The organism is Stenotrophomonas sp. YJH_SMC_105-26 (assembly GCF_059368915.1).
The window spans coordinates 1,331,614-1,357,799 of the sequence record NZ_JCAFSD010000001.1; the positions used below are offsets into that span (position 1 = coordinate 1,331,614).

Below are 26,186 nucleotides of genomic sequence, written 5' to 3' on the forward strand. Positions count from 1 at the left end.
CGCCGCAGGGGGATAATGGGGGCCCACGTCGGGCCGGTCGCCGCCATGAAAGAACTCACCCTGGACTCTGCTGTCGCCATGCTCCGCGCCGGCGGCGTGATCGCCTATCCGACCGAAGCGGTCTGGGGCCTGGGCTGTGATCCCTCGCATGAGGCGGCGGTGCACATGGTGCTGCGGCTGAAGCAGCGCCCGATCGAGAAGGGCATGATCCTGGTCGCCGCCGAATTGTCGCAGCTGGAGGGCTGGGTGCGCCTGCAGGCGTTGCCCGATGCCCGCCAGCGCGCGGTACTGGCCAGCTGGCCGGGTGCCAACACTTGGATCCTGCCGGCCGGTCCGCGCGCCCAGCCCTGGATTACCGGCGAGCACAGCGGCATCGCCGTGCGCATCAGCGCGCACCCGCTGGTCGCCGCCCTGTGCCGCGCCTGGGGGGGGCCCCTCGTCTCCACCAGCGCCAACCTGGCCGGTGAACCACCGGCACGCAGCCGTGCCGAGCTGGATCCACGCCTGCTGCGCCTGCTCGATGGCATCCTCGATGGCGAAACCGGCGGCCTGGCCCAGCCCACCCCGATCCGCGACGCGCTCAGCGGCAACGTGCTGCGCTCCTGAGCGGACGATTGCACTGCCACGCACAATCACGCACCCTGCCGCCATGAACCTGCTGCGCACCGCCCTGGGCCTGTGCCTGCTGCTGCCATGGACCGCACCGGCCGCCGAGGACGTGCGCGTCTACCGCTGCGTCGCCAGCAATGGCGCCGTGGCCCTGCAGGACAGGCCCTGCAGCAGCGGCCGGCAGGAGGTGCGTGACCTGCAGCGCCCGCGCGATCCGGCACCCCGGGTGGTGCGCAGTGACGCCCCTCCCGCGGCGCCCAGCGAGGTTCCGGTGATGCGCGATCGCGAAGTCCGCCACGTCTACATCCAGCCGCCACAACCGTTGTACGAGTGCGTGAGCGACGACGGTCGCCGCTACACCAGCGACAGCAACGAGGGCAATCCGCGCTGGGTACCGTTGTGGACCAGCGTGTGGCTCCCGCACGGGCACCACGGCGCGGTCCATCCCGGTCCACGCCCGGGCTTCGGCACGCCGGTCGGTGCGCCGATCGGTGAAGGCACAGGCTACCGGCCGCCTGCGGTGGGCGTCGGCGTGCAGGTGCCGGCCGGCAGCGTGCTGGTCCGTGACAGCTGCCATGCGCTGCCGCCGCAGGACGTCTGTGCGCGCCTGCGTGACCGCCGCTGGGAACTGGACCGCCGTTACAACAGCGCGCTGCAGAGTGAGCGCACCGCCATCAGCAATGAACAGCGTGGCATCGACGCGCGCCTGTCGCGGGACTGCGAACGCTGAGCGCGATGCCTGCCTGGGCATGTACGCTGTGCGCATGAAGAACCTGATCTGGCTGGCCCTGGGCCTGTTCGCCGGCAACGCGTTGGCCGACGACGGGGTGATCTACCGTTGTACCTCCAGCAGCAGCGATGTGCCCACCCTGCAACGCACGCCCTGCCCTGCCGGCAGCAAGCAGCAGGTGGTGAGGGTGCCGGCCAGTGCTCCGCCGGCGCCGGCGTCAGCGGCACCCGTGCCGGCCGCGCCCGGACCGGCCGCGGCCACTGCGCCGTCCGTTCCCGCACCCGCGCCTCGTCGCCCCGGCGAAGGACGCACGATCATGGAGGCTGGCATGGTCGAACGCGAAGGCGGCGATCTGATACTCGACAGTGCATCGCTGCCACGCCAGGCCGATGCCGCGCCGGACAGCAATGCGCCGCCGAAGCCGCCGCTGCCACCGATCTTCCAGTGCACCGACAGCCAGGGCGGTGGCTACCTGCACGAATACGAAGCCGCCCCCGGGCGCTGCGAACTGATGACCGTGCAGGGACTGGGCGGCGCCACGCCGGTCAATGCCGCCGGCTGCGAAGTGGTGCGCGACCGCTGCGAGGAACTGCCGGACGCGCAGCGCTGCAGCAGCTGGCAGCAACGCTTCCGCGACGCACGTGGCCGTGAGCGGTTCGCCTCGCCGGAAAACCGCGACAATGCCCGTGCGGAACGCGAACGGCTGCAGGGCGTGCTGGAGGCCAGCAACTGCCCGGTACCAGGGTGACGGCCACCCGGTAGTGCCGGCCGCTGGCCGGCAATCGCAGGATCTTCAAATGATTCCAGTTGCCGGCCAGCGGCCGGCACTACCCTTTGGAAGATCAGAACCCGTAGCGCAGGAAGCCGCCATCCACCGCGATGCATTCGCCGGTGACATAGCTGGCCGCCGGCAGGCACAGGAAGCCAACGGCTGCGGCCACTTCCTCCGGCTCGCCGATGCGGCGCATCGGCGTGCGGTTGATCACTTCCTCGTAGTAGTCCGGGTCCGACAACGGACCGGACGTGCGCCGCGTGCGGATGTACCAGGGCGCCACCGCGTTGACCCGGATGCCATCCTCCGCCCACTCGACGGCCAGGTTGCGGGTCATCTGGTGCATCGCCGCCTTGGTCATGCCATAGACCACGCCACTGCGCACATGGGTCAGCCCGGACACGCTGCCGACATTGACGATCGACGACGACGCGTGCCGGGCCAGCAGCGGATGCGCGTAGCGCGACAGCTCGAAGGCCGAGAACAGGTTGGTCTCGAAGATCTTGCGCCATTCGTCCTCGGAATATTCCGTGGCCGCCTTGGTGACGTTGCCACCGGCATTGTTGACCAGGATGTGCAGGCCATCGCTGTGATCTTCCACCCAGTCCAGGATCTGCCGACGGTCCTCGTCATCGGAGACATCGGCCGCCAGCGCGTGCACCTGGTGCTGCGGATAGACATCCAGCAGTTCGTCGCGCGCCGTTTCCAGCATGTCGATGTCGCGGCCGACGATCATCAGGTCGGCGCCGAGGCCAGCCAGTTCGTGCGCAATGGCCAGGCCAATACCGGCGCTGGCACCCGTGATCAGGGCCGTCTGGCCGTCCAGGCGCCACCGTTGCTGGGTCATGAGTCCTCCGGGGCCGCGCCCGCTGTGTTTCGATGCCGCAAGGATACGCGCTCACGGCAGCGCTCGGCCGGGGATGCGACACTTGCCATACGCCCACCGCGGAGAGCCGCCATGCGCATCCTGATCCAGTCCACGTCGCTGCTGGCCAGCCTGCTGCTGGCGGCCTGCCAGCGGCCGCCCACGCCGAACCCGGAGAAGCCACCGGTGCCACGAGCGATGTCGCGTGCGATCAACGACCCGCTGGACCGCGCCAAGGACGTGCAGAAAACCGTCGATGATGCCGCTGCGCGTGAGCGCAAGGCCGAAGCCGACGCGACGCAATGACCTGTGGGGTCAGAGACCTTTGTGCTGCCAAGGAATCCGACCCCATGAACGAAAACGCCCGGCCAGAGCCGGGCGTTTTCATTCGGTACCGTTGCCGATCAGAATCCGCAGAAGCAGTACGCCAGCGCCTTCACCGGAGCGCCATTGCCCTTCTCGCGGGCCGCGTTCTCGACGAAGCGCAACTGAGTGTCCACTTCCGGCATCGTGCGTGCCAGCATCATCCGCGCCATCCCCGAATCGGACAGCATCCAGGCACCGGCGCGGCTGCCGGCGAAACCGCTGACGAACTGTGCGAACGGCGTGGCTGCCTTCTCGATGTAGCGCACGCGATAGGCATCGGCCTTGCCCAGCTTGGCGCGGCTGGCCGCATCGGCCACCGCGTCCTTCAGGCCACCGAAGGCGTCGACCAGGCCGCGTTCCTTGGCCTGTGCACCGCTCCACACGCGGCCACGGGCGACCTCGTCCACGGCCTCGACCGGCTTCTTGCGGGCGTCGGCGACACGGCCGGTGAAGTCCGCGTAGCCCTTGTTGATCACCGTCTGGATGACCTGGCCGACGGCCGGGTCCATCGGGCGGGTGACATCGAAGGCGCCGGCGAAGCGGGTGGTGCCGACACCGTCGGTGTGCACGCCGATCTTGTCCAGCGCGCGGCTGAAGTTCGGCACCATGCCGAAGATGCCGATCGAACCGGTGATGGTCGACGGATCGGCATAGATGCGATCGGCGTTCATGCTGATCCAGTAGCCACCGGAAGCGGCCAGATCACCCATCGACACCACGACCGGCTTGCCAGCGGCCTGCAGGGCTACCACTTCACGACGGATCTGCTCGGAGGCGAACACTTCACCGCCCGGCGAATCCACCCGCAGCACCACCGACTTCACGTTGTCGTCGTCGCGCGCGGCACGCAGCAGCGCCGAGGTCGACTCGCCACCGATGCGGCCGGCCGGCAGGTCACCGCCACTGATTTCGCCGGCGGCCACCACCACGGCCACCTGCGGACGCGAGTCCACCGGGTTGCGGCGCGCGTCGAGCAGGGCCAGGTAGCGGCCGAAGTCAACGTTGCGGAAACCACCGTCGGCATCCTCGTCGGCCACGCCGCGCTCGATCATCAGATCCTCGAATTCCTCGCGGGTCGTCAGCGCGGTCACCAGCTTCTGCTGCAGGGCGAACTTGGCCAGGTCACCACCGGCGGCAGCGATGCCTTCCGGCAGGGTGTCGATGCCGGCGGCCAGCTGTGCCGGATCCAGGCGGCGGGCCTTGGCGATGTCGCCCAGGTAGCGCTGCCACACGTCGTTCATCCAGAACAGGTCGGCTTCCTTGGAGGCCGGCGACGCCGCGTCGAGCACGTACGGCTCGGCCGCGGACTTGTACTCGCCCACCTTGAACAGGTGCACGTCCACGCCCAGCTTGTCCTGCAGGCCGGTGCGGAAGTACTGGCGGTAGCGGCCGAGACCTTCGAGCACGACCGAACCCATCGGGTCCAGGTAGACCTCGTCGGCCTGCGCGGCCAGCAGGTACTGCGACTGGCCCATGCTCTCGCTGTAGGCCACCAGCTGCTTGCCGGAGGCGCGCAGGTCCTGCAGCGCGGCGGCCACCTCACGCAGCGAGGCGAAACCGGACGGCTGCAGCTTGTCCAGCTCCAGCACCACGCGTTCGATCTTCTTGTCTTCCTTGGCCGACTCGATCACCCGCAGCAGATCGCGCAGCTGGATCTCCTCGGCGCCGTTGTCACCCACCGCCTTGGCCAGCGCGCGGCTGACCGGGTCGGCGCTGAACTGCTCGACCAGGCGGCCTTCCGGCGCGATCACGAGCGTCGTGCGGTCCTGCAGCGACTTGCTGGCACCGGCACCCATGCCGGCGGCGATGACGAACATCACCAGCAGCAGGAACAGCAGGCCGAAGAACACCAGGTTGAGGATCAACCGGCGGGTGAAGTTCATGACGTCCCACAGCCCGATGAAGAAACTGGCGACGGGGTTGCGACGCGCCGGGGGCAGCGGGGGCACGGGTTGATTCATGGAACGCTCCGGATGGCTTCTTGCCGTGGTACCAGCATAGCCGGTGCCGCGTGATGCAGCATCGGACACAAGTCAGGGGATCGCCCGTCACGGGTGAACGTGGCGGGCGGGAAGATCAGGACAGCGCGGATTGCCCGATGCGCTGGCTGCTGCGGCGCAGGCGCCAGCCCATCAGGATGGCAGCGGCGGTCAGGCCGACGATCAGGCCGATCCACATGCCCTGCGGGCCCATGCCCAGCCCCAGGCCGAGCCCGGCGCCGAGCGGCATGCCCAGGCCCCAGTACGCGAACATGGCGATGAACATCGGCACGCGGGTGTCCTTCAGGCCGCGCAGCGCGCCGGCCGACAGCACCTGGATGCCGTCCGGGAACTGGAAGGTGGCCGCGTACAGCAGCAGGGTCGAGGCCAGGCCGGCCACTGCCAGGTCGTTGGTGTACACACCGACGATGGCATCGTGGCCGAACAGCAGCACTGCCGCCGACAACGTCTGCGTGCCCATGATGATCGCGTAACCGGCCCAGGCCGCACGCCGCACGCCGAAGCCGTCACCACGGCCGACCGCATGGCCGACGCGCACGGTGGTGGCCTCGGCCACGCCCATCGGGATCATGAAGCACAGCTGCGCGACATTGATCGCGATCTGGTGCGCAGCGGCTTCGTTGGCACCAAGGCGGCCGATCAGCAGCGCGGTGACGATGAACAGGCCGCCCTCCATCAGCACGGTGATGCCGATCGGCAGGCCGGTGCGCAGCAAGTCCCAGATCGCCTTCCAGCGCGGCCCTTCGAAATGCGAGAACAGCTGCAGATGGGCGAAGCGCCTGGTGAACCACAGGTAGGTGGCGAAGGCGATTGCCTGCAGCCACATCATCACCGCCGAGGCGATGCCCAGGCCTTCGGCGCCCATTTCCGGGAAGCCGAGCTTGCCGTTGGCCAGCACATAGCCCATCGGTGCCAGCACCAGCAGGCCACCGAAGCCGAGCAGCATGGTCGGCAGCGTCCAGTGCATGCCTTCACTGAGATAGCGCATGCAGAAGTACAGGGTCAGCGCAGGTCCGCCCCAGCGCACCGCATGCAGGAACGCGGTCGCCCCCGGCACGATGTCCGGCGCGATGCCGAACGACGGCAGCAGCGGCGGCACCACGGTGAGGAAGGTGAACATGATCAGGCCCAGCCCCAAGGCCAGCCACAGTGCCTGGCGGAACAGCGGGCCGATCTCGCGCTCGCGGCCGGCGCCATGCAGCTGCGACACCGAGGCGGTGAGCGAGATCAGGGTGCCGATCGGAATCAGCATCGGCAGCCACAGCAGCGCCGTACCGATGGTGACGGCGGCCAGTGTGGCCGTGGCGTGGTGGCCGGCAATCACGTTGTCGACGAAGGAGATCAGACCGGTGGACACATGGCCCAGCACAAGCGGCAGGGCGAGCAGACCGGTGGCGCCGACTTCCTTGCTGAAGCGCGGCGTGGAGGTTGCAGTAGACATAAGGTGCTTGACGCGAACTGCGGTTGCGCGCGAAGGGCACAGGCACCGGGTTGCGGGCGCCCATCTTACGCGGGCGGCGCCAGCATTCCCATGACATGGCGTGAATGCTGGGTTTCAGCCGCCCCACACAAAAAGGGGACGGAGGGGATTAAGTCGTTTCAGGCCCGCTAGTGCCGGATGCGACTTAATCCCCTCCGTCCCCTTTTTTACTGGCCGGCCTGGCGCTTGAGCCAGCTGTCGCGCTCGGCGGCGGGCACGGCGAGGAAGGCGCTGCGCACTGCGTCGCGTTCCTGCGGTGGCGTTCGCTGCGCGACCAGAGTCAGCTGGGCCAGCTGCGCCGGGCTGAGCTGGCGCAGTACGGCCAGCGCGGTCTCGCGCTGTTCCGGCGGCACGAAGCCGAACAAGCCATGCAGCTTGGGGAATTCCAGGCCCAGTTGCGGGCCCAGCCGCCACCCGTCGCGGAACGCCTGGTCCTGGTCGCGGAACTGTTGGCGCAGGCGCTGCTGCTGGTCCGCAGGCAGCGCATTGAATCGCGCAGCCGCCTGGCGGATGCGCTCGCGCTCTCCTTCCGGCAGCGCGCGCCAGGCGGCGTAGTCGGCGCGGCGCTGGCGCTGCTGCTGCGCATCGAGCTGGGCGAAGCCAGAGGGTGCTGCCGTCGACGGTGCTGGCGAAGCCACCGGCGTGGCCGGCGACGTCGGTGGCGGCAACGGCACGTTCAACGATTGCGGCGCGGCAGACAGCGACAACGGCAGGGCCAGCAGCAGGCTGGCGAACACGGACTTATTCATCGGCAGCAGCGGTTTCCAGCGTGGCACTGGCCGGCTCCGGCCGGCTCGGCCTGGATTGCGATTCATCCACCGGCAGCGGGCCGCCCGCGGCAGTCCACGCGTACAGGTCGGCATCGGCAACCAGCGGGTAGTCACGATCGGCCAGCATCGCTGCGTCGTCCGTGGCCTGGGCCGTGGTCGCATCCGGCGTGGCGTTGACCTTGCTGGGTGGCAGGGCTTCCACCGTCACCGGACCGGCTTCGCCCACCACCCCCTCCGGCAGCGGTGCATCACTGCCGAAGGAATGCCCCTGCCAGTGGCGCCAGCCCAGCGCTGCGGCCAACAGTATCGCCACGGTCGCCAGCAGGATCAGCGGACCGCGCCAACGTGGCTTGGCGTTCGTGCGACGGCGCTTGCCATTGGCGGCCGCCCGCTCATCGCGCTGCGGTGCGCGCCAGCTCGGGGTCGGGGCTTCATTGTGGGCGGTCGCGGCGGCGGGTTGCTGCAGCTGCTGCAGGCGCGCGGCCGGCAACTCACGGATACGCGCCTGCACCTGTTCGGCCAACTGGCGCCAGGCCGAGGCATCCGGCTGGCCGTGGGCATCACGCGGGCAGGCGTCGGCCAGCAGGTGCTGGTAGCCCGCCTCGTCCTGGTCGAGCACGCGCATGGCGATGCCCTCGTCCAGGCTGCCACCCACCCGCAGCAGCAGCGCAAGGCGCGGCAGCGGCGGCATCGCGCCCAGCACGGCCAACGGCGGCAGCCACTGCCCGCCCACCGGCTCGCGCAGCGCCTGGCGCTGGCCCAGAAGGGTCCAGAAGCGGGTCGGCCACTGCGCCATCGGCAGGTCGCTGGCCACTGCGGCAAAGGCGCGCATCACCGCCACCAGGGTCTGCTCGGCGCGCGCGGCATCGCCGCACTGCAGTTCAGCGACCACCAGGGCACGGCGCTCGACGCCACGCAGGAACGCCGACAGCGCGCCGGCCGCGGTCGAGGAAACAGGGGCGGGCACAGCCGTCATCGGTCACTCCAAAGGTCTGCCGGCATGATAGCGGCAGGCCATCGACGCCCGTAGGACTTGCGCCCACAGGCACTTCGTGCTGCAGGTTGTGCACAGCACCACGCAGCCTCCGGCGAAAACTGTGGCTTCGGGCTGAATTCACTCTGTTTCAGCATTGTTTCACACTTAAGATATTGATTTTATTGTCTTTTGTTGTGTGGCGATTTTTTGACCAACCCAAGCGTGAGGCCGTCGCCATCGGCCTTCTACGTTTCCGATGGCCGTTAACGCACAACGTTATCCACAGAACATGTGGATAAGACTGAATCTCCAATGGACACCGATATTTAGGTGACATTTATGATTCAACGGGCGCCGCCCCGCCGCTCCCGCTGCTGCCGTTCGCGCGCGCATGGCCCGTTACACTGGCCCGATGCTTTCACCGATTCCGACCCTGCAGGTCGCCCTGCCTGTCCCCCTGCCCCGCCTGTTCGACTACCTGTCGCCGGAGGGCGATGCACCGGCGGTCGCGGTCGGCTGCCGCCTGAAGGTGCCGTTCGGCAACCGGGAGCTGGTCGGTGTGGTGGTGGGGCACGGCCAGACCGACGACGGCCAGGGACTGCGCCAGGCCCTGGCCTGGTGCGACCCGCAGCCGCTGCTGCAGGGGGAGCTGTGGCAGAGCCTGCAATGGCTGGCGCGCTACACCCATGCGCCACTGGGCGAGGTGCTGAGCACCGCCCTGCCCGGCCCGCTGCGCCATGGCGAGGCCCTGCCCGACACCCACCATTGGGGCTGGCAGCTGACAGCCGAAGGCCACGCCCAGCGTGAAAAGCTGCGCGCCGGCAGCCGTCCACGGCAACTGGCCGAGCTGCTGGCCGAAGCCATCGTGGATGAGGACGTGCTGGGCGAACGCATGCAGGACTGGCGCACCGCCGCGCGCAGCCTGGCCAAGCGCGGGCTGGCCGAGCGGGTTGCGCTGAGCGTGGCCCCCAAACACGCGCAGCCACTGCCCGGTCCCACGCTCAACCCGGACCAGGCCGAGGCGGTGGCCGCGATCACTGCCGCCGACGGCTTCCAGCCGTTCCTGCTGGATGGCGTGACCGGCAGCGGCAAGACCGAGGTCTACCTGCAGGCGATCATCCATTGCCTGGCGCAGGGCAGGCAGGCGCTGGTGCTGGTGCCTGAAATCGGCCTGACCCCGCAGACCCTGGCACGCTTCCGTGGCCGCCTCGGCATCGCCGTGCATGCGCTGCACTCGGGGTTGAACGACAACGAGCGCGCGCGCGTCTGGGCAGCGGCCTCACGCGGCGAAGCGCGCGTCATCGTCGGCACCCGCTCAGCGGTGTTCACGCCGCTGCCCCAGGCCGGCCTGCTGATCGTCGACGAGGAACACGACGGCAGCTACAAGCAGCAGGACGGCATCCGTTACCACGCGCGCGATTTCGCCCTGGTCCGGGCCAAGTCGCTGGGCGTTCCGGTGTTGCTGGGCAGTGCCACGCCCTCGCTGGAAACCCTGCACAACGCCTACGCCGGGCGTTACACCCACCTGCGCCTGAAACAGCGCGCCGGCGATGCGCGGCCACCGCGCGTGCGCATCCTCGATGTACGCAAGCGCCCGCTGCATGACGGCCTCTCGGCCGATGTGCTGGCCGGCATCGGGGAGCATCTGCAGCGTGGCCAGCAGGTGCTGGTGTTCAAGAACCGCCGCGGCTACGCACCGGTGCTGCTGTGCCACGACTGCGGCTGGACCGCGCCATGCCAGCGCTGCGATGCGCCGATGACCGTGCATGGTGGCGGTCGTCGCCTGCAGTGCCACCACTGCGGCGCGCGGCAACCGGCGCCGCTGGCATGTCCGGCCTGCGGCAGCCTGGCGCTGCAACCGCAGGGCATCGGTACCGAACGCCTGGAAGAACATCTCACTGCGGCCTTCGCCGACTTCCCGGTGGTGCGCATCGACCGCGGCACCACCTCACGGCGCGACGCGCTGGAACAGCAGCTGGCGAAACTGGGCGACCAGCCCGGCATCCTGGTCGGCACGCAGATCCTGGCCAAGGGCCACGACCTGCCCAAGCTGACCCTGGTGGTGGTGGTGGGTATCGATGAGGGCCTGTTCTCGGCCGACTTCCGCGCCAGCGAAAAACTGGCGCAGCAGCTGATCCAGGTGGCCGGCCGCGCGGGACGTGCGCGCGACCCGGGCGAGGTCTGGCTGCAGACCCATCACCCCGGGCACCCGCTGCTGGAAACCCTGGTGAGCGGTGGCTACCATCCGTTCGCGCAAGCCGAGTTGAACCAGCGCCAGGCGGCCGGATTCCCGCCCTTCGCGCATCTGGCGCTGATGCGCGCCGAAGCGCAGCAGGTGGAGCATGCCAATGCATTCCTGCTGGCGGCCCGGCACCTGCTGGGCGAACAGAACGTGGTCGAGGCCTACGGGCCGATGCCGGCGCCGATGCCACGGCGGGCCGGTTACCAGCGCACGCAGCTGCTGCTGTCTGCGGTGCAGCGGCCGCCGCTGCATGGCGTGCTTTCGCAACTGGTTCCGCAGCTGTACGCGCTGCCGGAAGCACGCAAGGTGCGCTGGTCGCTGGATGTGGATCCAACGGATCTTTATTGAGGGGTCGGATCCCTTTTCGCAGAAAAGGGCTCTGACCCCGGACGCCTTCGCTTACGTCAGCGGCGACATCACGCCGCGCTGGTAGGCCGGTCGCTCACGCAGGCGCGCATACCACTCGGCCAGGTGCGGCAGGTCCGGGCGCTGGATCGGCAGTTCATACCAGGCGTACACCAGCGAGCCGAGCGGAATGTCGCCCATGGCGAACGTCCCGCCCGACAGCCATGGCTGCGTGGCCAGGGTGGCATCGGCCATCGCCAGGTAGTCACCGGCACGGACGATGGCCGCGCTGATGCGCGCTTCGTCACGGTCGGCCGGCGCGGTGCGCATGATGCCCCAGACCAGGTCGCTGTACAGCGGCGCCATCCGCGAGGTGCTCCAGTCCATCCACTTTTCGGCCTGCGCGCGCTCCATCGGGTCCTCGGCGTACAGCGTGCCCAGCGCATAGCGCGCGCTCAGGTAACGCACGATGGTGTTCGATTCCCACAGCGGCAGGCCGTGGTCCTCGATCACCGGCACCAGGCCGTTGGGATTCATCGCCTGGTACTCCGGCGTCTGCGTGCCGCCATGGCTGCCGCCGACTTCGATGGATTCGTACGGCAGGCCGATCTCCTCGGCACACCACAGCACCTTGCGGACGTTGCTGGAATTGCGGCGGCCCCAGATCTTCAACATGCGGGTTTTCCTTGCTGGCAATGCGAGCGGCAACGATACGCCTGATTGGAGTGGAGATGTGCGTGCCGGATGCGGGATCGGGCGCCTGCGCGCTGCCGGCCAGCGGCCGGCACTACCGGTTCTTTTTTGGCAGCGCGCGCACGTAGGACGACTTGCCATCCTTCTTCAGCTCGAACAGGCCGATCGCCGCCAGCAGATCGCTGAGTTTGCCGTAGCCATAGTTGCGCGGATCGAACGAGGCCTGGTTGCCGATCTGGCTGCCGACCGGCCCCAGGTGCGACCAGCCATCCTCGCCCTCGGCCGAGGACACCGCGCGGCGCAGCATCTTCACCAGCCGGGTGTCGCTGCGCATCTCCGCCCCGCTCTTGCGCGGGCGTGCATCATCATTGGCGACGGGCTCGTTCGATGCCTGTTCGCTCGATGCCTGCTCGGCATCCGGCACGCTGGCGTGGGTCTGGCCCAGCGCTTCCAGGTAGGTGAACTTCGAGCACGCGTTGACGAACGGTTCCGGCGTCTTCTTTTCGCCGAAGCCATACACCTTCACGCCGTCGGTCAGCAGGCGCATCACCATCGGGGTGAAATCGGCATCGCTCGACACGATGGCGAAGCCATCAAGGTTGCGCGCGTACAGCAGGTCCATGGCATCGATCACCATCGCCATGTCCGACGCATTCTTGCCCTTGCTGTAGGCGAACTGCTGGATCGGGCGGATCGCGTATTCGTGCAGCACCGCTTCCCAGCCCTTCAACCGCGGGCTCTTCCAGTTGCCGTAGGCACGGCGCACGTTGGCCACGCCATAGCGGGCGACTTCGGCCAGGACCTCGTCGATCTTCGAGGCCGGCGCATTGTCGGCATCGATCAACAGGGCGATGCGCTTTTCCGGTTCGCTCATGGATTCCTCGCGGGCGGTTGCCTGAACCCGAGTATCGCCGATCCACCCAGGCGCTGACGTGACAGGTGGCCGCCGTGCGAAGATGCCAGGCGCTTCCCCCAATGCCCCCACTGGAGTGAGTCGATGAGTCGCGAGCGCGTTCCCCACCTGGTCGTTGTCGGCGGCGGTTTTGCCGGTCTCTGGGCCACCCGTGCCCTGGCCCGCGAGCGCATACGCATCACCCTGGTCGACCGCCGCAACCATCACCTGTTCCAGCCGCTGCTGTACCAGGTGGCCACCGCCGGCCTGTCCGCGCCGGATATCGCCGCACCGCTGCGCCACATCCTCGGCCACCAGCGCAACGTGGAAGTCCGCTTCGGCGAAGTGGTGGCCATCGACAAGCAGGCACGGCAGATCGGCATGGCCGATGGCAGCACGCTGGACTACGACAGCCTGCTGCTGGCCACCGGCGCTACCCACGCCTACTTCGGCAACGACCAGTGGGCCGAAGATGCCCCCGGCCTGAAAACGCTGGACGATGCCATTGCGCTGCGCCGCAAGCTGCTGCTGGCGTTCGAGCGTGCCGAGGCCGAACCGGACCCGACCAGGAAGGCGGCGTGGCTGAGTTTCGCCATCGTCGGTGGTGGTCCCACCGGCGTCGAACTGGCCGGCACGCTGGCCGAGATCGCGCGCCACACGCTGCGCAACGAATTCCGCCACATCGATCCGGCCAGCGCCAAGGTGCGCTTGGTCGAGGCTGGGCCGCGCGTGCTGTCCTCGTTCCCGGAAGTGCTTTCGCTGAAGGCGCGCCGCCAGCTGGAAAAGCTGGGCGTGGAAGTGCTGACCGGTACCCCGGTGAGCGACATCGACAGCCAGGGCTTCAAGCTCGGTGAGCAGTTCGTGCCGGCCCGCACCGTGGTCTGGGCCGCCGGCGTGGCCGCTTCACCACTGGCGCGCACGCTGGACGTGCCGCTGGACCGCGCCGGCCGCGTGCAGGTGCAGCCGGACCTGACCCTGCCCGATCACCCGGAGCTGTTCGTGGCCGGCGACCTGGCCGCACTGAGCCAGGCCGACGGCAAGCCGGTTCCCGGCGTGGCGCCCGCGGCCAAGCAGATGGGCAAGTACGTGGCCGAGGTGGTCCGCGCGCGCCTGCATGGCAAGGCGGCACCGGGGCCGTTCAAGTACGCCGACTACGGCAACCTGGCCACCATTGGCCGCATGGCCGCGATCGTGCACCTGGGCCGGCTGCAGCTCTCCGGCGTGCTGGCCTGGTGGTTCTGGCTGGCCGCGCACGTGTTCTTCCTGATCGGCTTCCGCAACCGCATCGTGGTGCTGCTGAACTGGGCGGTCGCGTACTGGAGCTACCAACGCAGCGCGCGCATCATCTTCGGTGATGATCAGGACGACCGGCGGCCGAGGCGGTAAGGCCGCACGCAACAGGGGTCGGATCCCTTTTCCGCGGGAAAGGGCTCTGACCCCGTCAACAAACATGGAGCGCCATCCACGCATGGCGTGGATCTACTTCCGGCAGAAGTCCTCCTTCCTCGCGGTGTCGGCAATCTGCGCGGTACTCCAATGCCGGGTGATCCAGATCGCCAACGCGGTGCTGCTGAGATGCCAGCGCAGCATGCCGCGCCGAGGTTGCCGCCACAGGTGGCGCCGGGCAATCCAGAAGGCCTCCCGCTCCACTTCAGGCACCTTGTTCTTCATCCCGTCCTTGTCGAAGAACTGGGCGGTGAAGCGCCAGGGGTTCATCGGCTGGTATCCCGCCCGTGGCTCACCGCTGCACGCAGCCACACCACTGGGCGCGCGGTCGGCCGGCTTCGGCCGACCGTCCACCAATGCCAGCCCGAGCAGATACAGCAGGCCAGGCAGCAGCGCGATGCCGGCGACCAGCACGACGACGGAGATCCATGCGTTGCCGGCGGCACGCATCGCTCAGTGCGCCTTCGGTTTCGGGTACCACAGTGCGTTGACGATGACCCAGCGCTGGTCGAAACGCCCCATGTGGAAGTAGTCGACGAACCACGGGGTTTCCAGCCGCACCGAGGCCGCGTTTCCGGTCACGTCCAGCACCGTGCAGCGGCGATCCCATTGATCCTTCGGGGTCTTCAGCGCGCCCTGTTTCGTCAACGAGACCAGCTCTTCCTTCGACATCCGGCGCAGGCCCAGGCGCTCGTCGGGTGTATCGCCGAGCACAGCGCGCTTGGCCAGGTCCGGATGCAGGGAACGGGCGACGCGCTGCGGGTCGGCCTCCAGCTGGCCATCGACGTAGTCGTGGCAGGTGGCTTCGATGGCCGCGATCGTGGCGGGGTCGGCGGCAGGGCTCGTTGCTGCGGAAAGCGCGAACAGCAGGGCAATCGTGGACATCCGGGTCTCCGGCTCTGGGCGCGGGCGGATCATCGCATGGGCCGAACGGCCCATCCACGCATGACGTGGATCTACTGTAGAGCCGAGCCCATGCTCGGCTCCCGCATCGGGCAGACGGAACAACAGCCGAGCGTGGGCTCGGCTCTACAGAAGCGCAGGATCCGTTGCCTGCAGCCAGGCCAGCTTGCGTTCGCGGGGCTGCTGCTTGAGTTGCCACTCGGCCCGCGAGGCGGCGGCCCGGTCCGGGTATTCGCGCACGGCCAGCACGCGCAGCGGCGGCCGGGCCCGGGTGTAGCGCGCGCCCTTGCCGGCCTGATGGGCGGCGAAACGCGCCTCCACATCGGTGCTGATGCCGGCGTAATAGCTGCCATCGCGGCATTCGAGCAGGTACAGGAACCACGGGCGGAGGGATGGGGCCATGCCTGGATTATGCCGTGCTGCACTGCAGCGGATATACTGGCGACCGAATGCAGGAGAGAGGCGCCGCGCTGGCGCCCGCCGAAGGCGCAGGCTCCCATGATCGCTCAGGCCGGTGGGCTGGAATCCCACCAACCATGCATTCGACTCGCCGAGCTGGAGAGAGGTCACCGGGCACGCCCGGGACGATCCGCCGAAGGGGCACGCGGCCCATGCCGCTGAACTCTCAGGCAAAAGGACAGCGGGAGCGGCACCGGTCATCGTCATCCCGTCATTGCGCAGGCAGTGGCGGTGTAGGCGCATGGCCGGCCCCACCGCGCCCGGAGCCTGTCCCATGCTGCTGTCCATCATCTACCTGATCGCCATTTCCGCCGAAGCCATGACCGGCGCACTGTCCGCCGGCCGCCGACGCATGGACCTGTTCGGTGTGGTCATGATCGCCTGTGTCACCGCCCTCGGCGGCGGCTCGCTGCGCGACATCCTGCTCGGCCACTACCCGCTGGGCTGGGTGAAGCACCCCGAGTACCTGGGCTTCACCGTGTGCGCGGCGCTGATCGCCACCTGGGTGGCGCGCTGGATGCATCACTTCCGCCGCACCTTCCTGGTGCTCGACGGGCTGGGCCTGATCGCCTTCACCCTGATCGGCTGCTCGATCGCGCGCGAGGCCGGCCATGCGATGCCGATCGTGCTGATCGCCGGCATGCTGACCGGTGCGTTCGGCGGCGTGCTGCGCGACATCCTCTGCAACGAGGTGCCGCTGATCTTCCAGAAGGAGCTGTACGCGATCATCGCGCTGCTGACCGGCGCGGCCTACCTGTTGCTGCTGCACTGGGGCGTGGCCGACGCCACCGCGATCCTGTGCTGCCTCGGCGGCGGCTTCGCGCTGCGCCTGCTGGCGATCCACTACCGCTGGGAAATGCCGAAGTTCGTCTACCACGACGAAGTGCATTGAACGATGGCGTGTTCGCCGGGCATGGCCCGGCGCTACAGAAGAGCGGTATCCACGCATGGCGTGGATCTAGAGCACGAACTCCATAGGGCTGCCCCCCGCGCGTATCCGCTCTGGATAGTCAGCCGACGGATACCGTTGGGGTCCGCATCCCCAATCGCCGTCGGAATCGTCGGCTTTCAGCAACACGGGATCGATCCATTCGCACAAGTAGTCGCTATCAGATCGTCTTTCGTAGCCTGGACAGTTCACTTTGCCCTCCACGTCAATGGAGTTGTGGGTGCTGCCGAGGTAGCTAGCGGTCAGGTGCCCCGCCACTTGTGTGTAGGTGCCGGTCTCGAGGAAGGTCTGAACAGTCATGTTGCCACCTACGGACAGAATCCCATCATTGAGTGAGCACGCGTACAGATGATCGCATTCCAGCTCATCACGCACGAACACCCAACCACCACAGTCGAGATTCCGGGCCCTGAGGCTCCCCAGTACGATCACGCAGAGCGTCTCGCTCAAGTCGTTCAGTATCAGCGTGCCGTCTGCGATCAGGTCACCATCGACAATCACGCAGTCGGTCTCGCAGTCGGATTTCCAGTCGCCACCTAACGTCGTCGCAGGCACTACTTTGAATGAAGGCTCGTAGTCATCGGGCGCGGGCTCGGGAGATGCCGCGATCACCGCCCGGGCCTTCAGCGCAGGCCGCAGCAGCCCCTGGTCCCCTTCGCTGCTGTGGATCCTGATTCTTTCATCAAGATCCGCCAGCAGGCGCGCCTTCTCGAGGGACGGCTCAAACCAGTCTTCGATGACAGATACGGCATCTTCAGCGATTCGCCCGCCTTTCAAGCTCACGAGCGCCTTGGCAGCTTCACCGGAAATCGACCGACAAGCTGAATCCAGAAAGTTGTCATCCGGGAAAACACGCATCGGCGGGGTCCAGTCAGGCGAGGAACCCCATCTTCGGCCGAAATCGCAGGAGGACTCCATACAACTCTTCCGAAATCCTGCCGTGTGGCTCGCTGATATCCACGCATGGCGTGGATCTACGTCTCACACCACCCCGGCGATGTACCTGGCGCTGTCGCTCATGCGCAGCGCCAGGCGCATCGCCGGTGCAGATGGGCCGGCCTCCAACTCCGACCGACCCTGATCGCGGCCGCACCCCCGCAGGCGCTGGCCGCCATCCACACACGTGCCGCACTCAGGCGGCTTCGATCAGGCTGCTTCGGACACCTTCACGTCGCGACGGGCGCGCACGGCCGCAGCCAGACGCTCCAGCACCGTCACGGTGGTGTCCCAGTCGATGCAGCCATCGGTGATGCTCTGCCCGTAAACCAGCGGCTGGCCTTCCACCAGTTCCTGGCGGCCACCGACCAGATGGCTCTCGATCATCACGCCAACGATGCGCTGTTCGCCGTCTTCCAGCTGAACAGCAATGTCTTCGATCACCTTCGGCTGGTTCTCGGGGTTTTTCAGGCTGTTGGCGTGGCTGGCGTCGATCATCAGGCGCGTCGGCAGCTTGGCCTTGGCCAGCACCTGGCAGGCGTCGGCGACGCTGCCGGCGTCGTAGTTCGGCTGCTTGCCGCCCCGCAGGATCACATGGCAATCCGGATTGCCGGTGGTCGACACGATGGCGGTGCCGCCCTGCTTGGTGACCGACAGGAAGTGATGCGGATTGGACGCCGCACCCACCGCGTCAGCGGCGATCTTGACGTTGCCATCGGTGCCGTTCTTGAAGCCGACCGGGCACGACAGCCCCGAGGCCAGCTCACGATGCACCTGGCTTTCGGTCGTACGCGCGCCGATCGCGCCCCACGCCACCAGGTCGGCGATGTACTGCGGCGAGATCACATCGAGGAATTCGACACCGGCCGGCAGGCCGAGCTTGTTGATGTCGCGCAGCAGGCCGCGGGCAATGCGCAGGCCCTTGTCGATCCTGAAGCTGCCGTCCAGGTCCGGGTCGTTGATCAGGCCCTTCCAGCCCACCGTGGTGCGCGGCTTCTCGAAGTACACACGCATGACGATTTCCAGTTCGCCGGCCAGCGCGTCGTGCAGCGGCTTCAGGCGCTGGGCGTATTCGATGGCGGCCTTCGGGTCGTGGATCGAGCACGGGCCCACCACCACTGCCAGGCGGTCGTCACGGCCGTGCAGGATCTGGTGCAGGGCCGCGCGCGAGGCGCTGACGGTGTCGGAGGCTTCATCGTCACAGGGCAGCATCGCCAGCAGTTGGGCAGGCGGTGTCAGCGGTTCGATGGTGCGGATGCGCAGGTCGTCGGTGTGCGGGGGCATTGCAGGAGATCTCCGGAACGTTGGGGTCCCCAGCGTGGCGGCATGAAAAAAGCCGCCAGGTTCGCTGGCGGCTTTCGGGAATGCGTCTGAAGCTTTCTTCAGGGTGAGCGCAGTCCTTCCTCCGCCAGTGGCTTCGGAAAGTAATACCAGTAAAAGCGGGTGGCGGCTGCGTTCATGGGGTGTATTGATAGCACAGCTTTTGCGCAGTGCAAAATGTTTCATCCGCAACCGCGGGTGCGGTTCAGCGAGGCGCGCGCCGGCGCTGCCCACGCGGCAGCAGCCACGCAAAGCTGCTCATTTGCCATGCACTTCCACGTCCAGCAACAGGCCTTCGTGGATGTCGGCCCAGCGCTCCAGCACGCGGTCCAGCTCCTGCCTGGCCTCGTCCAGCTGCTCGGGATTGAGCAGGGAACGGGTGGTGTAGAGGTCGGAGACCAACCGCCGCAGGGCCGCCTCCGGGATGGCCACCGACGGCCCTTCCCGCCCCGGCAACTGCAATGCCGGGCTGTCGCCAAGCGGGCCGAACAGCGTGACCTGGAGCGTGCTCTGCATGATCAACTTCCCTGCGGATGGACATGGGCAATGTCCTGTTTACCGCGTCCGGGTGACAGGCGCATGTGCCATGCGCGTCCGGAGACGCTGCTACAAGGCGGCCAGGTCGGCAAGGTGCTGCCCCATCCCATCGTCTGCGCCGACGGCGTTGATGGTGGCGAAGTACTGATGCCAACCGGTGGCGGCAATGCCGGCCACCAGCGCATCGGCGTCCGCGCGGCTTGCACAGCGCCAGACCGCATAGAACTGCTCATCGCTGCCGTGCTGTACGCCCCTGGCAATGCGGCCCATCGCCAGCAGTGTGATGCGGACTGGATCGAACTGCTGCATGCCTGCACCGATACGGGCGAAGAAGGCATTCCGCTGCTCGGGCTGGAGCGTGGCCCAGGCGGGGGTGGCGGTGTAGAGCTCGATGAAGGTGTGCGACATGCTGCTTCTTCCTTGAAGGTTTGGGGGGTTGCCGGCCAGCGGCCGGCACTACCGGAGCGAGCGCATGGCGCGTTTGCGGATGTAGGCATTGGCATCGCCACGGTGCTGCTGTTGCCAGCGCGCGCACAGCGCACGCAGCCACTGCGGCTGTGTCTTGCCGGCATCATTGAGCCAGTTGCCGACCGAGTCCTGCACATAGCGCTCCGGGTCGTCGGCGAGTGCCTCCAGCATCGCCTCTGCAAGTTCCGGCTGCCGCTTGAACAGCGCGACATGTGTGGCCCACACGCCGCGCGGGCGCAGCGCTTCGCAGGCGAAGCGGCGCAGGTACGGCGATCCTTCCTGCGTCCATGGTTGCAGGTACTCCAGCGCCTGCAGTGGTGCGGCAACAATGTCGGCACGCAGCGCCAGCCACGCCCATTCGCGCACGCCGAAGTGCGGGTCGTCAGCCAGTGGCCGCATCGCCTGCAGCTTGGCCGGCAGCGCCGCGTCGGCGTCGCCGCCGATCAGGTAGCAGGCCCAGCCACGCACCGTGTCTGACGCATGCGCCTGCCAGCGCGCAGGCTCCCCCTGTCCGGCTTCGTGCAGCAACCGCGCCGCCAGCGCCATGCGCTGGGTGATGCCCTTGCCTGAGGCATCGCGCATGCATTGCAGCGATTCCGGCTCAAGGGCAGGCGCCACCACCTGCAGCAGCGCGGTGAAATCCACGGCCAGGCATTCGGCCAGATGGGTGGCAGCAGCGCTGCCACTGTTGAGTGCATGCAGCCTTTGCGCAGGAACGGGCGTGCTCATGCTGCCGATTCCCGCCCGCCGTCCGTGTGCTGCCAGACCTTGTGCAGCAGCTGCGACAGCTGCTGCTGTTCACCCGCATCCAGGTCGTCGAACAGGCCGCTGATCCATTGCGTGTGCTGCTCGAACAACGACTCGGCCAAGCGCTTTCCCGGTGCGGTCAATACGATCTGCAGACGGCGGCCATCCCCGTCATCGCTGCGACGCTGCAGCAGGCCTTCACGCTGCAGGCCATCGAGCAGGCCGCTGATGGTGGCACGGGTCACGCCGGCACGCTCGGCCAGCAGGTGCGGCGGCAGCGTGCCACCGGCCCCGTGCAGCAGGAACAGCACGATGAAGCGGCCCTCGCTGAGCCCATGCGGTGCCAGCCGCGCGGCGCAGTCGCGATCGATCGACGAGGACAACGAGAGCAGCTGGAAGCACAGGCGCAGTTGCGCGATGTTGGCGTGGCCGCGTCGCTGCGATTCCTCCAGCAGGGCCTGATGCTTGGCTTCGATCATCTCACGAACACGATATGGTTAGGCGCCTAATCATATCACCGGATAGCCGCTACCTGTAAATCACAGCCGATATCAGGGGAGCTTTCCCAGCAGCAGGCGCGCGATCAGCCCGCCGCCCTCGCGGTGCAGCAGCTGCAGTTCGCCTGCGTGACGCCTGGCCACGTTGGCGGCCATGGCCAGTCCCAGCCCGGTCCCACCGGTAGCGCGACTGCGCGAGCTTTCGCTGCGCTGGAACGGTTGCAGCAGGCGGACACGATCAGCTTCGGCGATGCCCGGCCCGCGATCCATCACATCCAGCTGCACCCCATGTCCCCACACGGCGACATGCAGCTCCACGGCGCCCGCGTAACGCTCGGCGTTGTCGATGAGATTGTCGACCGCGCGCCGGAGCAGCAGCGCATCGCCATGCCACGGCAGCGTATCCGGGCACTGAAGCGAAATGTCGACCCCGCGCAGCAGCGCCCCTTGCAGGCATTCCTGCAGCAGGGCAGCCAGATCCAGCGAGCGCATCTGCAAGGGCTGCAGCTCGCCGCGTGCATAGTCCAGCACCTGCTCGATCATCGCGTCCATGCGTTCGATGTCCGCCACCATCCGGGCGGCCTGTGGTGCGGGAGCGAACTCGGCGCGCAGGCGCAGGCCGGTCAGGGGCGTGCGCAGGTCATGCGCCACTGCCGCCAGCATATGGGTCATGTCCTGTGCCTGGACCCGCAGGCGTTCGCGACCGGTGCTGATCGCGGCGGCCAGCATCTGCACTTCGCGTGGGCCATCGTCGGGCAATGGCGACTCGGCCTGCAGGTCGACGCGTGCGCTCGCTTCGGCCAGGCGCCGCAGCGGGCGCCCCAACCGGATCGACGCCCACGCCGCCAACGGCGCCAGCAGGATCGCACCGCCCAACAGGGCGAGCATCACCTGGCGGCGCCAGGCCGCCAGGTCACTATGGTCGCTGCCGACCACCCGCCAGCGGCCGTCGGCCTGGCGCATCCCCAGTTCAAACGGCGGCCACTGCATCGCGGTCAGCAGCGCGGCCTGTGATTTCAGCACGCCAGCACGACCGGAGGCGTCCAGTACCGCGCCACCCTCGATGACCTGCACATCGGGCGCCCTGCCCTGCCCCGTCCATGCCAGGCGTACATCCTCGGCCGGCATGCCCATCTGCGCGGCCGCCAGCTGCGCGAGCCAGTCGCTGGCGCTACCTTGGGGGGGCGCGTCCTGCGTCGCCCTGCGCAATCCCAGTGACGCCGGCGCCTGTTCCCCACGCAGTACCTGCATCGCATGGTCCAGCCGCATCGGTGGCGGCGCGGGCCGAGGCATCCAACCCACCACTGCAACGCTGGCCAGGGTTGCCAGCAGCAGGCTGGCCAGCGCCAGCATCGCGATCCAGCTAGTGGTCGACCACCGGCTGCTCACAGCACCTGTACCTCAGCGTCGAAGCGATACCCTTCCCCGCGCAGTGTCTGCACGAGGGCTTCTGCCCCGGACGCGGCCTGCCCGAGCTTGCGGCGCAGGCGGCTGATCGCGAGGTCAATGGCACGGTCCACGCTGTCACTGGCTTCTCCGCGACTCAACTGCAGCAGCTGCTCACGCCCCAGCACCCGCCCGGGACGTTCGGCCAGCGCCAGCAACAGAGAAAACTCGCCACGACTCAGCACCAGCTCGGCACCGTCCGGTGCGAACAGGCGACGCTGGTCGGGCAGCAATCGCCAGCCATCAAACCGCAGTTCGCTGGCCACCTGCGTGCGCAGCTTGTCCTGACGGCGCAGCAGTGCGCGTACCCGCGCCAGCAGTTCACGCGGATCAAAGGGTTTGGCCAGGTAGTCGTCCGCGCCCATCTCCAGGCCGATCACGCGGTCCGGTGCAGCCCCCATCGCCGACAGCATCAGGATCGGGATCGCCCTCGCCTGCAGCCTGCGGCAGACCGACAGCCCATCCTCACCGGGCATCATCCAGTCGAGGATGATCAGGTCCGGTCGTTCGGCCTGCAGCAGCAAGTCCAGTGCCGCCGCATCCGCCGCCAGGCGTACCTGGTAGCCGTGCAGCAGCAGGTGGTCGGCGATGGCGTCGCGGATGCTGGCATCGTCGTCGACGACGATGACACGGATGGGAGTACTCATTCGGACAGTATCCAGCACCTGTGTATCAGGACGGTATCAACGCCGATATTCCGGCGATACGCCGCCGTGCGCCAATGGTCACCCACGATCACTGCGGAGTCTTCCCTTGCGCCTCTTCCTGTTGCCCCTGTTCGCCGCTCCCTTGCCTGCGCTCGCCTCCAACGCCGCCGCGCACATCCTGCCGATGTGGATGCAGGGCGGTCATCCGGCGGTGGCCGTCTCGCTGGACGGGCGCGCCGAACCGCTGCGCTTCGTGGTCGACAGTGCCGCGGGGGCAACGCTGGTCGATGCCCGCGTCGTGCGGCGCTATGGCCTGGAGGACGCGGATGCAGAGGTATCACAGGCGCAAGGGGCGAGTGCAGCTTCGGCGCGGTTGCAGCGCATGCGCAGCACGTCCTGGCAGCTGGGCAGCTGGCAGCTGCAGGCCCAAGCCATGAACGTCGATCTGTCATCGTTGCCGAAGGATGATGATCCAGCCATCGACGGCTTGATCGGCAACGATCTGACCGGGCGCTGGGACACCCGTTGGGACTTCGGCCGCAATCTACTGGCGCTGTGGACACCCGGCGGATTGAACCTGGAAGGACCGGGTTGCCAGCCCAATGCGCTGCCCGGCCGCACTGGCGGCCTGCGCCAGTTCGGCTTCATCACGCTTGCACTGGGCGCGCCCGCGGTGGACGCCATCGCCGTAGTCGACACCGGTGCCGCACAGACCGTCCTCAACGCCGAAGCCGCCCGCGCACTGGGGCTGCGCACCGACGGCAGCGACGCGCGGGTGCGGGTGCGTGAAAAGGGCACCGAAGGCCTGGGCGGCGGCAAGCAGGCAACCTGGCTGTACACCCTGCCCGGCATGACCGGCGGCGGCTGGCAGCACCCGTCGATGGAGGTCCGCATCAGCGAACTGCCGGTGTTCAAGGCGATCGGCCTGGAGGGCCGGCCGGCGCTGATCCTCGGTGCCGATGCAATGCGCGGCGGCCAGGTGGACATCGGTGCCGGCGCAGCACGGATCTGCCTGCGCCGGCCGCAGGCCGGCTGACAACTGGCGATGACGCCAGCGGCAGCCCGGCGTAGCATCACCGTGCGCCCCACCAGGAGTTCCACGCATGTGCCGTGCCACCCTGATGTTGCTGACGCTGCTCCCGCTGGCGGTACTGGCCGCGCCGCCACCCGTGCCCTCGCCCACTCGCATCGATGCCGAAGCACGGCGGCTGATGCAGGCGGCCCATGCGCGCGGGATGGCGCTGGCGGTGATCGATGACGGCAAGGTGGTGCATGTGGCCGCCTACGGTGAACGCAACGCCGCAGGCGAGCCGCTGCGCACCGACACCGTGATGTATGCCGCATCGCTCACCAAGATGGCCTTCGGCCACCTGGTCGCACAGCTGGCGCAGGACGGGGGGATCGATCTGGATGCCAGCATCGCCACAGCTCTGGACGTGCCGCTGCCAGACTACCCGCCCGAACCGAAGAAGTACGCCGACTACAGCGTGCTGGCGAGTGATGCACGCTGGCGCCGGCTCACGCCGCGAAAGCTGCTGAATCACGCCAGCGGCTTTGCCAACTTCGGCTTTCTCGAACCGGATGGCCGGTTGAAGTTCCACTTCGAGTCCGGCAGCCGCTACGGCTATTCCGGCGAGGGCCTGATCCTGCTGCAGTTCGTGATCGAACGTGGGCGACTGGGCGAGGATGTGGGTGCGTTGATGCAGCAGCGCGTGTTCGATCGCTTCGGCATGGCGCGCACCAGCATGTCGTGGCGCGCGGATTTCGCCGGCAACCTGGCCGATGGCTGGACCGTCGAAGGCAATACAGAGCCGCACGATCAACGCAGCCGTGTGCGGGCGGCAGGATCGATGGATACCACCATCACCGACATGGCCCACTTCGCCGCCGGTTATGTGCGCGGCGATGGGCTGTCTGCGGCAATGCGCAGGGAACTGGTGCGGCCGCAGCTGCCGATCACCACCGCCAGCCAGTTCCCAACGCTGCAGCCGGAGCTGCCCGTTGCGCAGCAGCACCGGGATCTGGCCGCGGGCCTGGGCGTGGTGACCTTCCGTGGCCCCCAGGGTGCAGGCTTCTACAAGGGCGGCCACGACGATGCGGTCGGCAACACCCTGGTGTGCATCGAGCGGCACAAACGCTGCGTGGTGATCCTGGGCAACGATGTACGGGCCGAGGCCACCTTCCCGGCACTGGTGGCGTTCGTGCTGGGTGATACCGGCGTGCCATGGCAGTGGGAGTACGGCGCGGCGAAGGCCTTCGTCGAATGACGGTGCGATGATCCCTGGGCGGGGAGTGCGGATGGGAGCAACCATGCATGGCGTGTGGATCCACCTCACGCGTGGATGCCTGCTCCGCTCAGCGCGCCTGCTCGAAGAACATCAGGTACACCAGCCGGCCATTCTCCGGGCGGTCGCCGAACGCTGGCCCGGCGGTATGCCAGAACCAGGGCCGCAGCAGCACCAGCCGGTTGAAACGCATCGGGATGCGCATGGTCATTTCCCACTGGCTGTCGTCGTTGCTGTCGCGCTCGATGATGTCACGATGCATGTCGCCGCCGTTGGCATAGCCCAATGCGGCCAGCTCCGCTGCATCCAGGGCCATGCGCTCGGTGCCGGTACGGCGGTGGCGGAAGAACTCGGTGCCGCCCTCGCAGTGCTCCGGTGCACTCAGGTAGAGGATGCCCGACCAGTGCGAGTGATCGGCGTGCACCTTGGCGCGGCCGGTGTCACCGGCCAGGGTAAGGCGGAACTTGCCGTGCGACTGCAGTGGGTTGACCGGCCGCAGCGGTTCGTTGACCAGCCGCGAGACCGCGCCGGACAGCCCATCCAGTTCCAGCCGCTGCTGCGAATTGCGGCCGGGGAATGCACCCTCCTGCACCGGATAGGTCAGGCCCAGCGCCGCCTGGCGCAGCCCCTGCGCATCGGCAGGAGAAAGGAAGTCGTCGACGACGATGAAGGAGGTAGGCATGGCCACCGAGCGTAGCGATGCGCTGCTGCGGCGGCAACCGGGCAACGAAAAACCCCGCCTTGCGGCGGGGTTCTTCCTTGCATCGGGAGGGCGTGCCGACCAGGGTCGGCAACGACCGCCGGGG

28 protein-coding genes and 2 riboswitches are annotated in these 26,186 nt (G+C 67.9%); of the genes, 9 read left to right on the forward strand and 19 right to left on the reverse strand.

Annotation, left to right across the window (positions count from 1 at the left end; translation table 11 throughout):
• The first annotated feature begins 15 nt into the window (after window positions 1–15).
• Genes tsaC through AC5P7F_RS06075 form a run of 3 tightly spaced genes read left to right on the forward strand, consistent with a single transcriptional unit; the run spans window position 16 to window position 2,087 of the window.
• Window positions 16–606, forward strand: a complete 591-nt coding sequence (gene tsaC, locus AC5P7F_RS06065) for an L-threonylcarbamoyladenylate synthase type 1 TsaC (RefSeq protein ID WP_164077605.1) — start codon at window positions 16–18, stop codon at window positions 604–606.
• A gap of 43 nt (window positions 607–649) precedes the next feature.
• Window positions 650–1,339, forward strand: a complete 690-nt coding sequence (locus tag AC5P7F_RS06070) for a hypothetical protein (RefSeq protein ID WP_014648571.1) — start codon at window positions 650–652, stop codon at window positions 1,337–1,339.
• A gap of 34 nt (window positions 1,340–1,373) precedes the next feature.
• Window positions 1,374–2,087, forward strand: a complete 714-nt coding sequence (locus tag AC5P7F_RS06075; protein ID WP_049439342.1) for a hypothetical protein — start codon at window positions 1,374–1,376, stop codon at window positions 2,085–2,087.
• 94 nt (window positions 2,088–2,181) lie between these two features.
• Here AC5P7F_RS06075 and AC5P7F_RS06080 read toward each other — a convergent pair whose 3' ends face one another.
• Window positions 2,182–2,958, reverse strand: a complete 777-nt coding sequence (locus tag AC5P7F_RS06080) for an SDR family oxidoreductase (protein WP_014038643.1) — start codon at window positions 2,956–2,958, stop codon at window positions 2,182–2,184.
• A gap of 111 nt (window positions 2,959–3,069) precedes the next feature.
• Here AC5P7F_RS06080 and AC5P7F_RS06085 point away from each other — a divergent pair, with 111 nt between their 5' ends.
• On the forward strand, window positions 3,070–3,282 hold the full coding sequence (locus AC5P7F_RS06085; RefSeq protein ID WP_126411411.1) for a hypothetical protein: 213 nt from the start codon (window positions 3,070–3,072) through the stop codon (window positions 3,280–3,282).
• A 98-nt stretch (window positions 3,283–3,380) separates the two neighbouring features.
• Here AC5P7F_RS06085 and sppA read toward each other — a convergent pair whose 3' ends face one another.
• The 4 genes from sppA to AC5P7F_RS06105 form a co-directional block, all read right to left on the reverse strand.
• On the reverse strand, window positions 3,381–5,303 hold the full coding sequence (sppA, locus tag AC5P7F_RS06090; protein WP_164077604.1) for a signal peptide peptidase SppA: 1,923 nt from the start codon (window positions 5,301–5,303) through the stop codon (window positions 3,381–3,383).
• A 115-nt stretch (window positions 5,304–5,418) separates the two neighbouring features.
• On the reverse strand, window positions 5,419–6,783 hold the full coding sequence (locus AC5P7F_RS06095; RefSeq protein ID WP_046432753.1) for an MATE family efflux transporter: 1,365 nt from the start codon (window positions 6,781–6,783) through the stop codon (window positions 5,419–5,421).
• Between the two features lie 206 nt (window positions 6,784–6,989).
• The gene (locus AC5P7F_RS06100; protein ID WP_032958258.1) at window positions 6,990–7,571 is read right to left on the reverse strand and encodes a DUF3106 domain-containing protein; all 582 of its coding nucleotides are present in this window, start codon (window positions 7,569–7,571) and stop codon (window positions 6,990–6,992) included.
• Window positions 7,564–8,568: a hypothetical protein gene (locus tag AC5P7F_RS06105; protein ID WP_014648577.1), complete on the reverse strand. Its 1,005-nt coding sequence runs from the start codon at window positions 8,566–8,568 to the stop codon at window positions 7,564–7,566. The genes AC5P7F_RS06100 and AC5P7F_RS06105 overlap by 8 nt, the downstream gene beginning before the upstream one ends.
• Before the next feature lie 412 nt (window positions 8,569–8,980).
• Here AC5P7F_RS06105 and AC5P7F_RS06110 point away from each other — a divergent pair, with 412 nt between their 5' ends.
• Window positions 8,981–11,158 (forward strand): primosomal protein N', encoded by a 2,178-nt coding sequence (locus AC5P7F_RS06110; protein ID WP_164077610.1) that lies wholly within the window; start codon window positions 8,981–8,983, stop codon window positions 11,156–11,158.
• Window positions 11,159–11,209: 51 nt separating this feature from the next.
• Here AC5P7F_RS06110 and AC5P7F_RS06115 read toward each other — a convergent pair whose 3' ends face one another.
• Window positions 11,210–11,830 (reverse strand): glutathione S-transferase family protein, encoded by a 621-nt coding sequence (locus AC5P7F_RS06115; RefSeq protein ID WP_014648579.1) that lies wholly within the window; start codon window positions 11,828–11,830, stop codon window positions 11,210–11,212.
• A 112-nt stretch (window positions 11,831–11,942) separates the two neighbouring features.
• On the reverse strand, window positions 11,943–12,722 hold the full coding sequence (locus tag AC5P7F_RS06120; RefSeq protein ID WP_014648580.1) for an NYN domain-containing protein: 780 nt from the start codon (window positions 12,720–12,722) through the stop codon (window positions 11,943–11,945).
• A 123-nt stretch (window positions 12,723–12,845) separates the two neighbouring features.
• Between AC5P7F_RS06120 and AC5P7F_RS06125 the strand changes: the two genes are divergently transcribed.
• Window positions 12,846–14,126 (forward strand): NAD(P)/FAD-dependent oxidoreductase, encoded by a 1,281-nt coding sequence (locus AC5P7F_RS06125; protein WP_481462553.1) that lies wholly within the window; start codon window positions 12,846–12,848, stop codon window positions 14,124–14,126.
• 93 nt (window positions 14,127–14,219) lie between these two features.
• On the opposite strand, the gene AC5P7F_RS06130 is transcribed toward AC5P7F_RS06125, so the two are convergent.
• From AC5P7F_RS06130 to AC5P7F_RS06140, 3 genes are all read right to left on the reverse strand, one after another.
• Window positions 14,220–14,636 carry a hypothetical protein gene (locus AC5P7F_RS06130; protein ID WP_049408667.1) on the reverse strand — a complete coding sequence of 139 codons (417 nt, stop codon included), beginning with the start codon at window positions 14,634–14,636 and terminating at the stop codon, window positions 14,220–14,222.
• Window positions 14,637–14,639: 3 nt separating this feature from the next.
• The gene (locus AC5P7F_RS06135; RefSeq protein ID WP_049408669.1) at window positions 14,640–15,071 is read right to left on the reverse strand and encodes a nuclear transport factor 2 family protein; all 432 of its coding nucleotides are present in this window, start codon (window positions 15,069–15,071) and stop codon (window positions 14,640–14,642) included.
• A gap of 144 nt (window positions 15,072–15,215) precedes the next feature.
• A complete protein-coding gene (locus AC5P7F_RS06140) occupies window positions 15,216–15,491 on the reverse strand; it encodes a GIY-YIG nuclease family protein (RefSeq protein WP_014648583.1) in 276 nt (91 codons plus the stop codon).
• A gap of 40 nt (window positions 15,492–15,531) precedes the next feature.
• Window positions 15,532–15,621: riboswitch (glycine riboswitch) on the forward strand.
• 13 nt (window positions 15,622–15,634) lie between these two features.
• Window positions 15,635–15,738: riboswitch (glycine riboswitch) on the forward strand.
• An 84-nt stretch (window positions 15,739–15,822) separates the two neighbouring features.
• On the opposite strand from AC5P7F_RS06140, the gene AC5P7F_RS06145 reads away from it, so the two are divergent.
• Window positions 15,823–16,440, forward strand: coding sequence for a trimeric intracellular cation channel family protein (locus AC5P7F_RS06145; protein ID WP_005411215.1), 618 nt, complete (start codon window positions 15,823–15,825; stop codon window positions 16,438–16,440).
• 66 nt (window positions 16,441–16,506) lie between these two features.
• Here the strand turns inward: AC5P7F_RS06145 and AC5P7F_RS06150 are convergent, their stop codons facing one another.
• The 8 genes from AC5P7F_RS06150 to AC5P7F_RS06185 form a co-directional block, all read right to left on the reverse strand.
• Complete coding sequence (locus AC5P7F_RS06150) at window positions 16,507–17,355, reverse strand: hypothetical protein (protein ID WP_164077603.1); 849 nt, start codon at window positions 17,353–17,355, stop codon at window positions 16,507–16,509.
• A gap of 288 nt (window positions 17,356–17,643) precedes the next feature.
• Window positions 17,644–18,717, reverse strand: a complete 1,074-nt coding sequence (locus AC5P7F_RS06155) for a 3-deoxy-7-phosphoheptulonate synthase (RefSeq protein ID WP_014648584.1) — start codon at window positions 18,715–18,717, stop codon at window positions 17,644–17,646.
• A gap of 294 nt (window positions 18,718–19,011) precedes the next feature.
• On the reverse strand, window positions 19,012–19,269 hold the full coding sequence (locus tag AC5P7F_RS06160; protein ID WP_014648585.1) for a hypothetical protein: 258 nt from the start codon (window positions 19,267–19,269) through the stop codon (window positions 19,012–19,014).
• Window positions 19,270–19,359: 90 nt separating this feature from the next.
• A complete protein-coding gene (locus AC5P7F_RS06165; protein WP_164077602.1) occupies window positions 19,360–19,698 on the reverse strand; it encodes a DUF6616 family protein in 339 nt (112 codons plus the stop codon).
• A gap of 48 nt (window positions 19,699–19,746) precedes the next feature.
• The gene (locus tag AC5P7F_RS06170) at window positions 19,747–20,487 is read right to left on the reverse strand and encodes a DNA alkylation repair protein (protein WP_164077601.1); all 741 of its coding nucleotides are present in this window, start codon (window positions 20,485–20,487) and stop codon (window positions 19,747–19,749) included.
• Window positions 20,484–20,984, reverse strand: coding sequence for a MarR family transcriptional regulator (locus AC5P7F_RS06175; RefSeq protein ID WP_164077600.1), 501 nt, complete (start codon window positions 20,982–20,984; stop codon window positions 20,484–20,486). Before AC5P7F_RS06175 ends, AC5P7F_RS06170 begins: the two co-directional genes overlap by 4 nt.
• A gap of 72 nt (window positions 20,985–21,056) precedes the next feature.
• Window positions 21,057–22,355: a sensor histidine kinase gene (locus AC5P7F_RS06180; RefSeq protein WP_014648589.1), complete on the reverse strand. Its 1,299-nt coding sequence runs from the start codon at window positions 22,353–22,355 to the stop codon at window positions 21,057–21,059.
• Between the two features lie 32 nt (window positions 22,356–22,387).
• On the reverse strand, window positions 22,388–23,095 hold the full coding sequence (locus AC5P7F_RS06185) for a response regulator (protein ID WP_164077599.1): 708 nt from the start codon (window positions 23,093–23,095) through the stop codon (window positions 22,388–22,390).
• Window positions 23,096–23,201: 106 nt separating this feature from the next.
• On the opposite strand from AC5P7F_RS06185, the gene AC5P7F_RS06190 reads away from it, so the two are divergent.
• Both AC5P7F_RS06190 and AC5P7F_RS06195 read left to right on the forward strand, forming a co-directional pair.
• Window positions 23,202–24,131 (forward strand): aspartyl protease family protein, encoded by a 930-nt coding sequence (locus AC5P7F_RS06190; protein WP_164077598.1) that lies wholly within the window; start codon window positions 23,202–23,204, stop codon window positions 24,129–24,131.
• A gap of 67 nt (window positions 24,132–24,198) precedes the next feature.
• Complete coding sequence (locus AC5P7F_RS06195) at window positions 24,199–25,362, forward strand: serine hydrolase (protein ID WP_164077597.1); 1,164 nt, start codon at window positions 24,199–24,201, stop codon at window positions 25,360–25,362.
• 88 nt (window positions 25,363–25,450) lie between these two features.
• On the opposite strand, the gene AC5P7F_RS06200 is transcribed toward AC5P7F_RS06195, so the two are convergent.
• Window positions 25,451–26,062 (reverse strand): DUF6445 family protein, encoded by a 612-nt coding sequence (locus AC5P7F_RS06200; RefSeq protein WP_032958237.1) that lies wholly within the window; start codon window positions 26,060–26,062, stop codon window positions 25,451–25,453.
• Window positions 26,063–26,186: the final 124 nt, after the last annotated feature.

Bases quoted from the DNA above. Each gene is read 5' to 3' on its own strand.
- AC5P7F_RS06130 (WP_049408667.1), bottom strand. From the start codon at position 14,636: ATGCGTGCCGCCGGCAACGCATGGATCTCCGTCGTCGTGCTGGTCGCC.
- AC5P7F_RS06085 (WP_126411411.1), top strand. From the start codon at position 3,070: ATGCGCATCCTGATCCAGTCCACGTCGCTGCTGGCCAGCCTGCTGCTG.
- AC5P7F_RS06080 (WP_014038643.1), bottom strand. From the start codon at position 2,958: ATGACCCAGCAACGGTGGCGCCTGGACGGCCAGACGGCCCTGATCACG.
- tsaC (WP_164077605.1), top strand. From the start codon at position 16: ATGGGGGCCCACGTCGGGCCGGTCGCCGCCATGAAAGAACTCACCCTG.
- AC5P7F_RS06100 (WP_032958258.1), bottom strand. From the start codon at position 7,571: ATGAATAAGTCCGTGTTCGCCAGCCTGCTGCTGGCCCTGCCGTTGTCG.
- AC5P7F_RS06175 (WP_164077600.1), bottom strand. From the start codon at position 20,984: ATGATCGAAGCCAAGCATCAGGCCCTGCTGGAGGAATCGCAGCGACGC.
- AC5P7F_RS06185 (WP_164077599.1), bottom strand. From the start codon at position 23,095: ATGAGTACTCCCATCCGTGTCATCGTCGTCGACGACGATGCCAGCATC.
- AC5P7F_RS06155 (WP_014648584.1), bottom strand. From the start codon at position 18,717: ATGCCCCCGCACACCGACGACCTGCGCATCCGCACCATCGAACCGCTG.
- AC5P7F_RS06160 (WP_014648585.1), bottom strand. From the start codon at position 19,269: ATGCAGAGCACGCTCCAGGTCACGCTGTTCGGCCCGCTTGGCGACAGC.
- AC5P7F_RS06140 (WP_014648583.1), bottom strand. From the start codon at position 15,491: ATGGCCCCATCCCTCCGCCCGTGGTTCCTGTACCTGCTCGAATGCCGC.
- AC5P7F_RS06180 (WP_014648589.1), bottom strand. From the start codon at position 22,355: ATGCTGGCGCTGGCCAGCCTGCTGCTGGCAACCCTGGCCAGCGTTGCA.
- AC5P7F_RS06195 (WP_164077597.1), top strand. From the start codon at position 24,199: ATGTGCCGTGCCACCCTGATGTTGCTGACGCTGCTCCCGCTGGCGGTA.
- AC5P7F_RS06120 (WP_014648580.1), bottom strand. From the start codon at position 12,722: ATGAGCGAACCGGAAAAGCGCATCGCCCTGTTGATCGATGCCGACAAT.
- AC5P7F_RS06135 (WP_049408669.1), bottom strand. From the start codon at position 15,071: ATGTCCACGATTGCCCTGCTGTTCGCGCTTTCCGCAGCAACGAGCCCT.
- AC5P7F_RS06125 (WP_481462553.1), top strand. From the start codon at position 12,846: ATGAGTCGCGAGCGCGTTCCCCACCTGGTCGTTGTCGGCGGCGGTTTT.
- AC5P7F_RS06105 (WP_014648577.1), bottom strand. From the start codon at position 8,568: ATGACGGCTGTGCCCGCCCCTGTTTCCTCGACCGCGGCCGGCGCGCTG.
- AC5P7F_RS06170 (WP_164077601.1), bottom strand. From the start codon at position 20,487: ATGAGCACGCCCGTTCCTGCGCAAAGGCTGCATGCACTCAACAGTGGC.
- AC5P7F_RS06145 (WP_005411215.1), top strand. From the start codon at position 15,823: ATGCTGCTGTCCATCATCTACCTGATCGCCATTTCCGCCGAAGCCATG.
- AC5P7F_RS06070 (WP_014648571.1), top strand. From the start codon at position 650: ATGAACCTGCTGCGCACCGCCCTGGGCCTGTGCCTGCTGCTGCCATGG.
- AC5P7F_RS06115 (WP_014648579.1), bottom strand. From the start codon at position 11,830: ATGTTGAAGATCTGGGGCCGCCGCAATTCCAGCAACGTCCGCAAGGTG.
- AC5P7F_RS06075 (WP_049439342.1), top strand. From the start codon at position 1,374: ATGAAGAACCTGATCTGGCTGGCCCTGGGCCTGTTCGCCGGCAACGCG.
- sppA (WP_164077604.1), bottom strand. From the start codon at position 5,303: ATGAATCAACCCGTGCCCCCGCTGCCCCCGGCGCGTCGCAACCCCGTC.
- AC5P7F_RS06200 (WP_032958237.1), bottom strand. From the start codon at position 26,062: ATGCCTACCTCCTTCATCGTCGTCGACGACTTCCTTTCTCCTGCCGAT.
- AC5P7F_RS06165 (WP_164077602.1), bottom strand. From the start codon at position 19,698: ATGTCGCACACCTTCATCGAGCTCTACACCGCCACCCCCGCCTGGGCC.
- AC5P7F_RS06095 (WP_046432753.1), bottom strand. From the start codon at position 6,783: ATGTCTACTGCAACCTCCACGCCGCGCTTCAGCAAGGAAGTCGGCGCC.
- AC5P7F_RS06150 (WP_164077603.1), bottom strand. From the start codon at position 17,355: ATGCGTGTTTTCCCGGATGACAACTTTCTGGATTCAGCTTGTCGGTCG.
- AC5P7F_RS06110 (WP_164077610.1), top strand. From the start codon at position 8,981: ATGCTTTCACCGATTCCGACCCTGCAGGTCGCCCTGCCTGTCCCCCTG.